We start from the raw sequence: 11,632 nt of genomic DNA on the forward strand, positions 1-11,632 counted from the left end.
TCGCTCACATGGCCGCGCTTTTGCATCCGGTCAAGGCCAAGCAGTCAAAATGCGGCCCTGCACCGAATGCGCAACCCAGCGGCGCGCCATGTGATTTCCGCAATCCTGGACAAGGGAAATGGACAGCCTATCGCTGGACAAGCCCGGCAATTGATCCTGGAGAACGGGACAAACTCTCCCGCGGATATAAGAGAAACATCGAGCACGCGCCAGCCCTGCTTGAACAGATGCTGTGAAGCGCGCAATCGGTAGCCCGGCATTTTGCTCGGACAGTCGCAAGGAAGTGCCGTGCTGAAAAGCTGGCCGCCGGGGCGTTGGGTCGAGTTCCCAGCGACCAGCCGTGTTACCGCCTGTTACAGCCGATCAGAAGCTCAAGGCCTAGTCGGCCTTGGCGATATGCCAGACGCCGCCGACACCCTCGCCGGTCACGTCGCCGGCCTTCTTGTCCTTGATGAACGTGTAGAGCGGCTTACCTTCGTAGGTCCACATCCTGGTGCCGTCGGTGCGGTCGACGATCGTCCACTCGCCCTCGGCCTTGGCGTTGGCGTCAGCCTTCAGCGGCGGCCAATTGGCGGCGCATTTGTCGTAGCAGTTCGACTTGCCCGCCTCGTCCTTGTCGTAGGTGTAGAGCGTCATGCCGCTGGCGTCGGTGTAGATCTTGGTGCCGCCGACCTCCGCTTCCTTCCACGCCTCGGCGGCGAAGGATGCGGCAGTGCCGAGCAAAAGCGCGGCCATGCCAATTGCGATCGTTTTCATGGACTTCTCCCTGGATCATCGAAAAGCGCGCGGAACAACGCAGCTTCGTTTGATCAACGCTGCCTGGCTGCCCTTTCTTCCCGGGCGGGCGTCGACTTGCTACCCAATGTGATGGGGCCACGCGATGGTGATTGGCGGACGGCTGTCGTCGCGGCTATATGGCTGCGCAGTCATCGGGAGACGGAAATGGCATTGGACGTCGGCTATGTCAGCGCGATCGGGGCGGGAGCGATTTCGTTCCTGTCGCCTTGCGTGCTGCCGCTGGTGCCACCGTACCTATGTTATATGGCCGGCGTCTCGGTCGACGATTTCCGCGGCGAAGCCGGCATTACGGCAAAGGCCGGTGCGCGAGGCGCGCTGGTTAATTCCTCCATCGCCTTCGTGCTCGGCTTCTCGACCGTCTTCGTCGCGCTCGGCGCCGGCGCCTCGACCATCGGCCATCTGCTGCGAGTCTGGCAGGAACCGCTGGCAATGGCGGCCGGCGTGCTGATCATCCTGATGGGGCTGAATTTCCTCGGCGTACTGCGCATCCCTTTGCTTTCACGCGAGGCGCGCTTCCAGTCACAAGGCAAGCCGGCCAGCCTGATCGCCGCTTACGTAATGGGCCTGGCCTTCGCCTTTGGCTGGACGCCCTGTATCGGCCCGGTGCTGGGGCCGATCCTGACGCTTGCCGGCGGCCGCGAGACGGTGGGCGAGGGCGCGCTGCTGCTTGCCGCCTATTCGCTCGGCCTCGGTATTCCCTTCCTCGTTGCGGCGCTGTTTTCAGGCGCCTTCATGCGCTTTCTCGGGAAATTCCGCGTCCATCTCGGCCGCGTCGAAAAGGCCATCGGCGCGTTGCTGGTGGTCGCCGGCGTGTTTTTCCTGACCGGCGGCGTGCAGGCGGTGTCCTATTGGTTGCTCGAGACTTTCCCGGTGCTGGGGCAATTGGGATAGGTTTGCCGCCCGGCCGAAGCGCGAGGCCGTAGCTGCGGCGCAAGGCACCGCAGCTACGCGGTCCATTCACCTTCGAAATAGCCCGGCTGGTCGATATCGGCGATGAGCCCGGGTCCGCTCGGCGCCCACCCCAGCAGCGCTTGGGTCCGTTCGCTCGAGGTCGGGACATCCATCGCCGCGAACATCGTGAACCAGCCAAAATGATCGGCGGCTTCTTCCGCGGACTTGGCCACGACCGGCACGTTCAGGCGCCGGCCGATCATGCCGGCGACGTCCTTGAACGGCACGCCTTCTTCGGCGATCGCGTGATATCGCCCGCCATCGGCTCCATGCTCGAGCGCAAGCCGGTAAACGCGGGCGGCATCGAACCGATGCACGGCAGGCCAGCGATTGAGCCCTTCGCCGATATAGGCCGACACGCCCTTCTTGCGAGCGAGGTCGATGAGAATAGGAACAAAAGCGTGGTCGCCCTGGCCATGGACCGACGGGGGAAGGCGCACAACCGACGCGCGCACGCCGCGTGCCGCCAGCGCGGCGGCTGTCGCTTCGGAGGCGCGGGGATACGAAGCGGAAGAGGGGACAGGCGCATCTTCCTCGGTCGCGATACGGCCCCGCGCCTGGAGCGCGGTTCCGGAGGTGACGAGCAGGGGCCGCTCGGAGCCTTCGAGTGCACCGCCCAAGGCCTCGATGGCGCGCCGGTCCATCTCGCAATTTTGCGCGAATTTCGAGAAGTCATGGTTGAAGCCGGTATGGATCACTCCATCAGCTGCCGCTGCGCCCCTGCTGAGGCTTTCGAGGTCTTCGAGGTCACCTCGATGCACCTCGGCTCCGGTGGCTGCAAGCGACTTGGCCGACGCCGCCGAGCGGGCGAGGCCGAGCACCTGATGGCCGGCGCCGATGAGTTCTTGAACGACGGCAGAACCGACGAATCCGGTCGCTCCGGTAACGAAAACACGCATCACGACTTCTCCTTGTTCGTTTCTGACCACGACCATTTTCGCGGCTCAGTTGTGTCGTGATAGGCGCTTGAGAAAATACGATCTATGCGGTAAAGTCCGTATTATCTTCGCAATCGTCCGGAATGACCTGTGGATCCCCTTTCAGATGTGCTCTCGCTGCTGAAGCCGCGAAACTATATGTCGGCCGGTTTCGATGCTGGTGGTGAATGGTCGATCCAGTTCCCCGACCAGCAGCAAAGCATCAAGACCGGAGCGGTGGTCTCCGGCCGGTGCTGGCTGTCTGTGGAGGGCGTTGCTGACGCAGTGCGCCTTGAGACGGGAGACTGCTTCCTGCTGCCGAGTGGACGGCCTTTCCGCCTCGCAAGCGACATGAGCTTGACGCCTGTTGAAGCCGTCAAGATTTTTCCGCCTGCGCGAGCCGGCGGTGTCGTGACCCACAATGGCGGTGGTGATTTCTTTCTGGTCAGCAGCCGCTTCGCGCTTGGCGGCAATCATGCCGGCATCCTGTTGCGGATGCTGCCAGCCATTGTGCATATCCGCAAAGAGTCGGACCAGTCGGCGCTGCGCTGGTCGGTGGAGCGGATGATGCAGGAGCTGCGCGAGCCGCAGCCGGGCGGCTTTCTGACGATCCAGCACCTTGCCCACATGATGCTGGTTCAGGCGCTGCGGCTGCATCTTTCGGAAGGATTGAAAGGTGGCATCGGCTGGCTCTTTGCCCTCGCGGACAAACAGATCGGCGCGGCGATCAGCGCCATGCATGACGATCCGGCGCATGGCTGGACGTTACAGGAACTGGCGGAACGGGCCGGCATGTCGCGATCGACCTTTGCGCTCAGATTCAAGGAGACGGTTGGCGCGTCGCCGATGGACTATTTGACGCGCTGGCGAATGCTGCTGGCCGGCGACCGGCTGACGAATTCCAGCGATCCCGTCGCCGTCATAGCGCTTTCGCTCGGCTACGAATCCGAAAGCGCCTTCAGCACAGCCTTCAAGCGGGTCATGAACTGTTCGCCACGGCAATACGGCCGTGGCCGAGCCTCCAGTTTCGCATCACGCAACGAGGCGGAAGCCGCCTGAGCCGATCGGCTTGAGCGTGTCGCGGGTTGGAGGTTCCACCGTCTCACCGGAATTTAACCGCATTGGTGCAGCATGGCGCCGGTGCTACTAACGCTTCGATTCCAGACCCCTTTCAACGGTTGCTGTCCCCATGAGCCAGAGATCCTGCCTGTCCATCATCCTCGCCGCCGGCGAAGGCACGCGCATGAAGAGTGCAGTGCCGAAAGTGCTACACACAATCGCCGGCCTGCCGATGGTTGCCCATGTCGTCAAGGCGGCCGAAGCCGCCGGCAGCGGCGAGTTGGCGCTGGTGATCGGCCATGGCGCCGATGAGATGCGCAAGGCCGCACTCACGTTTGCGCCGAAGGCCGAGGCTTTCGTCCAGGAAAAACGTCTCGGCACCGCGCACGCCGTGCTTGCCGCTCGCGCAGCAATATCAAAAGGTTATGACGACATCTTGGTGATGTTTGGCGACACGCCGTTGATCGATCCGGAAGCGCTCGCGGCGGCGCGGCTGAAGCTGGCGGAAGGTGCGGCCGTCGTCGTGGTCGGCTTCCGTACGGAAAATCCTTCGGGCTACGGCCGGCTTATCGAAAAGGCCGGCAAGCTCGTGGCCATCCGCGAGGAGAAGGACTGCTCGGACGAGGAGAAGAAAATCACCTTCTGCAATGGCGGGCTGATGGCGGTCGCCGGCAGGCACGCGCTGAAGCTGCTCGATCAAGTCGGCAGCAAGAACGCCAAGGGCGAGTATTATCTCACCGACATCGTCGAGATCGCCGCTGCGCAGGGATTTGATGTGGTCGCCTCCGAAGCCAGTTTCGAGAACGCGCTCGGCATCAACAACCGTGCCGAGCTTGCCCAGGCGGAAGGTATCTGGCAGGCGCGCCGGCGGCGCGAGGCGATGCTTTCTGGCGTTACGCTGATTGCGCCCGAAACTGTGTTCTTCTCGCACGACACCGAGATCGGCGCCGATACGATCGTCGAATCCAATGTCTGGTTCGGGCCGGGCGTGAAAATCGCCACGGGGGCCAAGATCCATGCCTTCAGCCATATCGAAGGCGCCACCATCGCGTCGAATTGCGATGTCGGGCCGTTCGCGCGGCTGCGGCCCGGGGCCGATCTGAGAAACAAGGCCAAGGTTGGCAATTTCTGCGAGGTAAAGCAGGCGATCGTCGAGGAGGGCGCGAAGGTCAACCATCTGACCTATATCGGCGATGCTCGCATCGGCGCCGGTGCCAATATCGGCGCCGGCACCATCACCTGCAATTATGACGGTTATTCGAAATTCTTCACCGATATCGGCGAGGGTGCCTTCGTCGGCTCGAACTCCTCGCTGGTGGCACCGGTGTCGATCGGCAAGGGCGGCTACATCGCCTCGGGCAGCGTCATCACCGAAAGCGTACCCGACGATGCGCTGGCCTTCGGCCGCGCCCGCCAGCGGACTCTACCAGGCAAGGGCAAGGAGTTGCGAGAGCGTTTTTCTCAGGCCGCGGCGGCCCACAAAAAAGGGTAGACTAGCGGAACTCGGCGACAAGCTGGATTTCGCCAACGATTGCATCGTTGAAGGCCGACAGGTCTTCGGCCGGGATCCAGTATTCCAGATGCGCCCGGCTGCCGGCATGCTGGACGCTGTAGCGGTCCAGAAAGCTGCGACGCCTCGAAACGCGTCACGAAACCTGATCCGCTCGCGGGCACATTCCAGTCTCGGGCGATCTGGGTGGCATAGGCCTCGCTGGTGACCGGATAGAAGATCGGCTGATCGGCAAGTCCAGGAGGAAAGGCGCGCATCCCTGCCCTCTGGATCAACTCCAGTTCGCGGGGCCCAACCGGACGCCAAAGCGTCACCGTGTCAATTCGTTCGTTCATAGCCGCATCATGTCTTTGACTGATTTCTGGAGCCGTTGAGCCGAGATAGGATACATAAGCGGAGAAACTGAGCAATTGCAGTAACCGGATTGCAAGTGCGCCCTGTCATGGTGCATCTGTGCAGGATAGTCCGGCTGATACCGGACGAAATGGAATGTGATTTTTCGCGACAGCCCGGCAGTCTCTAAATAGCGCCGGGTTTGAGGTCGGAATCGGGGGCAAGCGCCATGTGCGGTATCGTTGGAATTGTCGGTAACTCGCCGGTCGCGCCGCTTATCGTCGATGCGCTGAAACGGCTCGAATATCGCGGCTATGACTCGGCCGGCGTCGCCACGATCGAGCACGGCAGGCTTGACCGCCGCCGCGCCGAGGGCAAGCTGGTCAATCTCGAGCGCCGGCTGAAGGACGAACCGCTCGACGGCATGATCGGCATCGGCCACACGCGCTGGGCCACACATGGCGTTCCGAACGAGAGCAATGCGCATCCGCATTTTTCCGACGGCGTCGCCATCGTCCATAACGGGATCATCGAGAATTTCGCCGAATTGCGCGACGAGCTGATGCGCGACGGCTACAGCTTCGCCTCGCAGACCGATACCGAAGTCGTCGCTCATCTGGTGGCGCGCGAACTGGCCAAGGGGCTGAAGCCCGTCGAGGCCGCGCACAAGGCGCTGAAGCGGCTGGAAGGCGCCTTTGCGCTCGCCATCATGTTCAAGGGCGACGAGGATCTGATCGTCGGCGCGCGCAATGGCCCGCCGCTCGCGGTCGGTCATGGCGACGGCCAGATGTTCCTTGGCTCCGACGCCATTGCGCTTGCCCCTTTCACCAATTCGATCACCTATCTGGAAGACGGCGACTGGGCGGTGGTGCGCCGCAACGAGGTCGATATCTTCGACATGGGCGGCAACAAGGTCGACCGCAAACGCCAACAGTCGCTCAGCACGAGCTTCATGGTCGATAAAGGCAACCGCCGCCATTTCATGGAAAAGGAAATCCATGAGCAGCCGGAAGTGATCTCGCACACGCTGGCGCATTATGTTGATTTCGTCAGCGGCGTCTCGAAGCCGCTCGACCTGCCGTTCGATTTCGCCAAGATCGACCGGCTGGCGATCTCGGCCTGCGGCACCGCCTATCTCGCCGGGCTGATCAGCAAATACTGGTTCGAGCGCTATGCGCGGCTGCCGGTCGACATCGATGTCGCTTCGGAGTTCCGCTATCGCGAGATGCCGCTGTCGAAGAACGATGCCGCTTTCTTCATCTCGCAATCGGGTGAGACCGCCGACACGCTGGCGTCGCTGCGCTACTGCCGCAAGGCCGGCATGAAGATCGGCGCGGTGGTCAATGTGCGCGAATCGACCATGGCGCGCGAATCCGACGTCATCCTGCCGACGTTGGCCGGCCCGGAGATCGGCGTCGCTTCGACCAAGGCGTTCACCTGCCAGCTTTCCGTGCTGGCCTCGCTGGCGGTGCGGGCGGGCGTGGCGCGCGGAACGATTTCGCAGGAGCAGGAGAAAACGCTGATACGCGAGCTGTCGGAAGCGCCGCGTTATGCGAACCAGGTGCTAAAGCTCGACGGGCAGATCGAAAAGGTCGCGCGCGACCTCTCGCACTACAAGAATGTGCTGTATCTCGGCCGTGACACCAATTTTCCGCTGGCCATGGAAGGTGCGCTGAAGCTCAAGGAGATCTCCTACATCCATGCCGAAGGCTATGCTGCCGGCGAGTTGAAACACGGCCCGATCGCGCTGATCGACGAGAACATGCCCGTCATCGTCATCGCGCCGCATGACCGCATCTTCGAAAAGACCGTGTCGAACATGCAGGAGGTCGCGGCACGCGGCGGCAAGATCATCCTGATCACCGACAGCAAGGGCGCCGCACACGCTACGGTGAAGACGATGGAGACGATCGTTTTGCCGGACGTGCCGGAAATCATCTCGCCGATCATCTACGCGCTGCCGATCCAGATGCTCGCCTACTTCACCGCCGTGTTCATGGGCACGGACGTCGACCAGCCGCGCAATCTGGCGAAATCGGTAACGGTGGAATGATCGGTTCCAAACGGCTACCGATAGGGTCCAAACGACAATTTAGTATCAGTTATTGATACATATTTCTTGCACCCTGTCTTGTATCAATGTATGATACAAGACGAGGGCAGAAGTTGATCGTTTCGTTCAAAGGCAAAGCGGTGGAAGCGGTTGCCGAGGGGAAGGCACCGAAAGGTTTTCCACCGGATCTGGTTGCCCGTGGCGAACGTCGTCTTCGAGCGATCGAAAACGCCGCACAATTGAACGACCTTCGATCGCCACCCGGAAATCGCCTTGAAGCCCTGAAAGGGAGCAGAGCTGGGCAGCATTCAATTCGTATCAACGACCAATGGCGTATCTGCTTCAAATGGACCAACGCTGGCGCCGAAGAGGTGGAGATCGTCGACTACCATTGAGCGGGCACTTGCCCTAAACCCTTGAGGTCTCTGAACCATGCTCAAGTTCGTACGTCCAATTCACCCCGGAGAGTTCCTGCGCGAGGAATATCTCGTCCCGCTCGGTATGAGTGCCGGTGCGCTGGCGAAGAAGCTCAATCTTCCTCGTACCCGTATCGAACGCATTGCCAAGGAAGAGATCGGCCTGACTCCTGATACCGCGCTTCGCCTCGCCAGGTTCTTCAACACCACGCCGGAATTCTGGATGAATTTTCAGCAGGCTTATGAACTTGAAACCGAGGCGAAGAAACTCGCACCGGAGCTCGAGAAGATCGAACCGCTGGAAGCCGCGGCATAGTTGATCTTTTAAAAACTTCGCCATTCCAAAGCGCCTTGGGGTTCAGTAGTGTCGCGCTGCAAACACACGCTGCGGTGAACCATGTCGGATGCTCTCAAGACCTCAGGCATGACCCGGCTGAGAAACTATTTCCTGACCGGCTTCGTCGTTTGCGCGCCGCTGGCGATTACCGCCTACATTGCCTGGTCGCTGATCGGCTGGGTCGATTCCTGGGTGAAACCCTACATTCCGGTACGCTACAATCCGGACACCTACCTGCCGTTTCCAGTGCCGGGTTTTGGGCTGATCGTTGCCTTGATCCTCATCACCTTCATCGGCTTTATGACCGCCAATATCGTTGGCCGCGCCATCGTCAATTTCGGCGAGCGCCTGCTTGGCCGCATGCCGCTGGTGCGCGGCATCTACCGTTCGCTGAAGCAGATTTTCGAGACCGTGCTGTCGAACAAGGGCGACATGTTCCGCCAGGTCGGGTTGGTCGAATATCCGCGCAAAGGGGTCTGGTCGCTGGTCTTCGTCGCCAGCGAGAAGGAAACCGAGATCAACCAGAAGCTCGACCGGGAAGGCGATCCGCTGATTGCCGTATTCATGCCATGTACGCCCAACCCGACGACGGGCTTTCTGATGTATGTGCCGAAATCCGACATTGTGCTGCTCGACATGACAATCGAGGACGGAGCCAAGCTGATCGTGTCGGCCGGCTTGGTGGCGCCGGCGGTCAAAATGGTGACGGTGAACGGCGAGCAGATCCACGGCGCGCTTGCCAATCCTCCGCTCGACACGATGCCTCAGCCGGCACGCAGGAGCCGCACGGCCTCGTCGCGGCCGAACAGATAGAGCAACAGGCGCAGCGCCGTGCCGCGATCGGACTGCAATTCCGGATCGCGCGACAGGATCAGCCGCGCATCGTCGCGAGCGGCCTCGAGCAGGTCGGCATGCGCCTCGATGCGCGCCATCTGGAAGCCCGGCGTGCCGGACTGGCGGGTGCCGAGCAACTCGCCTTCGCCGCGCAGCTTCAGATCCTCTTCGGCGATACGGAAGCCGTCCTCGGTCTCGCGCATCACCGACAAACGGCGTTTTGCCGTCTCGCCGAGCGGATCCTTGTAGAGCAGCACGCACGATGAAGGCTTGTCGCCACGCCCGACCCGGCCGCGCAATTGGTGCAACTGGGTAAGGCCAAAACGCTCGGCATGCTCGATAACCATGATTGTCGCATCAGGCACATCGACGCCGACCTCGATCACGGTGGTGGCGATCAGGATACGGGTGTCACCCTGCTTGAAGGCGCGCATCGCCTCGTCTTTGTCGGCGCCTTTCATGCGACCATGCACCAGGCCGACGCGGTCGCCGAACAGCGGCTTCAGCGAGGCAAAACGGTCCTCGGCCGACATCAGCTTGATCTCCTCGGATTCCTCGACCAGCGGACAGATCCAGTAGATTTTCTGGCCATCGGCGACGGCGTCGAGCATGCGTCCGATCAGTTCGTCGAGCCGTTCAAGCGGCAAGGTGACGGTGCGGATCGGCTGGCGGCCGGCCGGCTTTTCCGTCAGCTTCGACACATCCATGTCGCCGAATGCAGTCAGCACCAGCGTCCGCGGTATCGGCGTTGCCGTCATCACCAGCATGTCGGGCGCGTCGCCCTTGGCGGTGATCGCAAGGCGCTGGTGGACACCGAAACGGTGCTGCTCGTCGACGACGGCGAACACGAGGTCACGGAACGTCACCGTTTCCTGGAACAGCGCATGGGTGCCGACGACGATGTCGATGTCACCATTGGCCAGCCCGGTCAGCGTGTCGGCACGCTCGCGGCCCTTTTCGCGACCTGTGAGGACAGCGACACGCAGGCCGGCCCGTTCCGCCAACGGCGCAATCGTTGCCAGATGCTGGCGCGCCAGGATTTCGGTCGGCGCCATCAATGCCGCCTGCCCGCCGGCCTCGACGGCACGCGCCATGGCAAGCAACGCGACCACCGTCTTGCCGGAGCCGACATCGCCCTGCAAAAGGCGCAGCATGCGTTCGGGGTCACCGAGATCGGCGTTGATTTCGGCAAGCGCCATTTCCTGCGACATGGTCAGCGAATAGGGGAGTGCCACGCGCAGCTGTTCGACTATGCGGCCGTCGCCGACGAGTGGCCGGCCAGATAATCGGCGGACCTTGGCCCGCACCAGCGCCAGCGATACCTGGCCGGCCAAGAACTCGTCATAGGCAAGGCGCCGCCACGCTGCGCCGTCGACAGAGACGTCGATCGGGTCGGCAGGATTGTGGATCCGGTTGAGCGCATCGCTGAAAGCAGGAAAGGCATGGCGGCGCCGGAACTCACCGTCCTGCCATTCGGGCAGCACCGGCAGGCGGGCCAGCGCCTGGCCGATGGCCCGGCGCAGCACCTTGCCCGAGAGCCCGGCGGTCAGCGGATAGACCGGCTCGACCAGCGGCAGGTTTTCCGCGTCGCCGGCAAGTGCGATATGGTCGGGGTGAACCATGGTCGGGCGGCCGTTGAACCATTCCATGCGGCCGGAGACGACGACATGCTCGCCTGCGGGCATTGCTTTTTCGAGATAGGCGGCATGGGCATGGAAGAAGGTCAGCGCGATCTCGCCGGTGTCGTCATGGGCGTAGACCCGGTACGGGACCGACCTGTTGCCGCGTGGCGGCGGCTGGTGGCGATCGATGCGGACGTCGAGCGTAACGATGGCGCCTTCCGCCGAGCCGGCGATGCCAGGCCGGTTGCGGCGGTCGATGACAGTATGCGGCAGCACGAACAAGAGATCCCCGGCGCGCGCGGCCCGGTCGCCGAGGTCGGCTGCTACGACTTTTTCGATCAGGGCGCCAACTTTTGGCCCGACCCCGGCAAGCGAGGTGATCGGGACAAACAGCGGATCGAGGAGGGAGGGACGCATCATGTCAGCTTATGTTGCAGCGACTGTAGCGCAAGGCTGACACCGCCTTCTATCCACGCTATATGCGCCGCCTGGGCAAGGATGTTGCAAGATGACCGGAACGAAACGATCAAGCGAGGGGCTCGATGCCCGCCGCCGCAAGCTTCTGTTTCGTTCGTGGCACCGCGGCATGCGCGAGATGGACCTTATACTCGGCAGCTTCGCCGACGCCGAGATCGGCGCCTTGACCGGCGACGAAATCGACCAATATGAGAGGCTCCTCGACATTCCCGACACCGAATTCCTGCCTCTCGTCACTGGCGAACGCCCGGTTCCGGCGGATATCGACTGTGCCGTCCTGCAAAAAATCCTGGCTTCGCGCCGGGAGATGACCTTCTGAACAACG

At 62.2% G+C, this 11,632-nt stretch carries 12 protein-coding genes and 1 pseudogene; 9 read left to right on the top strand and 4 right to left on the bottom strand.

Going from position 1 to position 11,632, the window contains the following annotated elements:
* Window positions 1-8 precede the first annotated feature (8 nt).
* Window positions 9-236, top strand: coding sequence for a hypothetical protein (locus NKJ23_RS29600; protein WP_352684134.1), 228 nt, complete (start codon window positions 9-11; stop codon window positions 234-236).
* 142 nt (window positions 237-378) lie between these two features.
* Here NKJ23_RS29600 and NKJ23_RS29605 read toward each other — a convergent pair whose 3' ends face one another.
* The gene (locus NKJ23_RS29605) at window positions 379-756 is read right to left on the bottom strand and encodes a COG4315 family predicted lipoprotein (RefSeq protein ID WP_352684135.1); all 378 of its coding nucleotides are present in this window, start codon (window positions 754-756) and stop codon (window positions 379-381) included.
* A 186-nt stretch (window positions 757-942) separates the two neighbouring features.
* Here NKJ23_RS29605 and NKJ23_RS29610 point away from each other — a divergent pair, with 186 nt between their 5' ends.
* On the top strand, window positions 943-1,689 hold the full coding sequence (locus NKJ23_RS29610; RefSeq protein WP_352619853.1) for a cytochrome c biogenesis CcdA family protein: 747 nt from the start codon (window positions 943-945) through the stop codon (window positions 1,687-1,689).
* A gap of 53 nt (window positions 1,690-1,742) precedes the next feature.
* Here NKJ23_RS29610 and NKJ23_RS29615 read toward each other — a convergent pair whose 3' ends face one another.
* The gene (locus NKJ23_RS29615; protein ID WP_352684137.1) at window positions 1,743-2,648 is read right to left on the bottom strand and encodes an SDR family oxidoreductase; all 906 of its coding nucleotides are present in this window, start codon (window positions 2,646-2,648) and stop codon (window positions 1,743-1,745) included.
* A gap of 129 nt (window positions 2,649-2,777) precedes the next feature.
* Here NKJ23_RS29615 and NKJ23_RS29620 point away from each other — a divergent pair, with 129 nt between their 5' ends.
* Together NKJ23_RS29620 and glmU are read left to right on the top strand one after the other, a co-directional pair.
* A complete protein-coding gene (locus NKJ23_RS29620; RefSeq protein WP_352684140.1) occupies window positions 2,778-3,725 on the top strand; it encodes an AraC family transcriptional regulator in 948 nt (315 codons plus the stop codon).
* Between the two features lie 130 nt (window positions 3,726-3,855).
* Window positions 3,856-5,217 carry a bifunctional UDP-N-acetylglucosamine diphosphorylase/glucosamine-1-phosphate N-acetyltransferase GlmU gene (glmU, locus tag NKJ23_RS29625; RefSeq protein WP_352684142.1) on the top strand — a complete coding sequence of 454 codons (1,362 nt, stop codon included), beginning with the start codon at window positions 3,856-3,858 and terminating at the stop codon, window positions 5,215-5,217.
* A 1-nt stretch (window position 5,218) separates the two neighbouring features.
* Here the strand turns inward: glmU and NKJ23_RS29630 are convergent.
* Window positions 5,219-5,570: pseudogene (locus NKJ23_RS29630) on the bottom strand (ADP-ribosylation/crystallin J1).
* A 227-nt stretch (window positions 5,571-5,797) separates the two neighbouring features.
* On the opposite strand from NKJ23_RS29630, the gene glmS reads away from it, so the two are divergent.
* From glmS to NKJ23_RS29650, 4 genes are all read left to right on the top strand, one after another.
* The gene (gene glmS, locus NKJ23_RS29635) at window positions 5,798-7,621 is read left to right on the top strand and encodes a glutamine--fructose-6-phosphate transaminase (isomerizing) (protein WP_352455656.1); all 1,824 of its coding nucleotides are present in this window, start codon (window positions 5,798-5,800) and stop codon (window positions 7,619-7,621) included.
* A gap of 113 nt (window positions 7,622-7,734) precedes the next feature.
* On the top strand, window positions 7,735-8,016 hold the full coding sequence (locus tag NKJ23_RS29640; protein ID WP_352622664.1) for a type II toxin-antitoxin system RelE/ParE family toxin: 282 nt from the start codon (window positions 7,735-7,737) through the stop codon (window positions 8,014-8,016).
* Between the two features lie 37 nt (window positions 8,017-8,053).
* On the top strand, window positions 8,054-8,353 hold the full coding sequence (locus NKJ23_RS29645) for a HigA family addiction module antitoxin (RefSeq protein WP_031212869.1): 300 nt from the start codon (window positions 8,054-8,056) through the stop codon (window positions 8,351-8,353).
* An 81-nt stretch (window positions 8,354-8,434) separates the two neighbouring features.
* Window positions 8,435-9,187: a DUF502 domain-containing protein gene (locus NKJ23_RS29650; protein ID WP_023680026.1), complete on the top strand. Its 753-nt coding sequence runs from the start codon at window positions 8,435-8,437 to the stop codon at window positions 9,185-9,187.
* On the opposite strand, the gene recG is transcribed toward NKJ23_RS29650, so the two are convergent.
* Window positions 9,139-11,247, bottom strand: coding sequence for an ATP-dependent DNA helicase RecG (gene recG, locus NKJ23_RS29655; protein WP_352684178.1), 2,109 nt, complete (start codon window positions 11,245-11,247; stop codon window positions 9,139-9,141). The two genes, NKJ23_RS29650 and recG, sit on opposite strands and share 49 nt — an antisense overlap.
* Before the next feature lie 91 nt (window positions 11,248-11,338).
* Here recG and NKJ23_RS29660 point away from each other — a divergent pair, with 91 nt between their 5' ends.
* Complete coding sequence (locus NKJ23_RS29660; RefSeq protein ID WP_023680023.1) at window positions 11,339-11,626, top strand: FAD assembly factor SdhE; 288 nt, start codon at window positions 11,339-11,341, stop codon at window positions 11,624-11,626.
* Window positions 11,627-11,632: the final 6 nt, after the last annotated feature.

Origin of the sequence: Mesorhizobium sp. M0184 (assembly GCF_040322215.1) — a bacterium.
In the GTDB taxonomy this organism is placed as follows: domain Bacteria; phylum Pseudomonadota; class Alphaproteobacteria; order Rhizobiales; family Rhizobiaceae; genus Mesorhizobium.

What these genes read in the sequence shown, in the direction of transcription:
- NKJ23_RS29600 (WP_352684134.1), top strand. Translation starts at nt 9, where the DNA reads ATGGCCGCGCTTTTGCATCCGGTCAAGGCCAAGCAGTCAAAATGCGGC.
- NKJ23_RS29605 (WP_352684135.1), bottom strand. Translation starts at nt 756, where the DNA reads ATGAAAACGATCGCAATTGGCATGGCCGCGCTTTTGCTCGGCACTGCC.
- NKJ23_RS29610 (WP_352619853.1), top strand. Translation starts at nt 943, where the DNA reads ATGGCATTGGACGTCGGCTATGTCAGCGCGATCGGGGCGGGAGCGATT.
- NKJ23_RS29615 (WP_352684137.1), bottom strand. Translation starts at nt 2,648, where the DNA reads ATGCGTGTTTTCGTTACCGGAGCGACCGGATTCGTCGGTTCTGCCGTC.
- glmU (WP_352684142.1), top strand. Translation starts at nt 3,856, where the DNA reads ATGAGCCAGAGATCCTGCCTGTCCATCATCCTCGCCGCCGGCGAAGGC.
- glmS (WP_352455656.1), top strand. Translation starts at nt 5,798, where the DNA reads ATGTGCGGTATCGTTGGAATTGTCGGTAACTCGCCGGTCGCGCCGCTT.
- NKJ23_RS29645 (WP_031212869.1), top strand. Translation starts at nt 8,054, where the DNA reads ATGCTCAAGTTCGTACGTCCAATTCACCCCGGAGAGTTCCTGCGCGAG.
- NKJ23_RS29650 (WP_023680026.1), top strand. Translation starts at nt 8,435, where the DNA reads ATGTCGGATGCTCTCAAGACCTCAGGCATGACCCGGCTGAGAAACTAT.
- recG (WP_352684178.1), bottom strand. Translation starts at nt 11,247, where the DNA reads ATGCGTCCCTCCCTCCTCGATCCGCTGTTTGTCCCGATCACCTCGCTT.
- NKJ23_RS29660 (WP_023680023.1), top strand. Translation starts at nt 11,339, where the DNA reads ATGACCGGAACGAAACGATCAAGCGAGGGGCTCGATGCCCGCCGCCGC.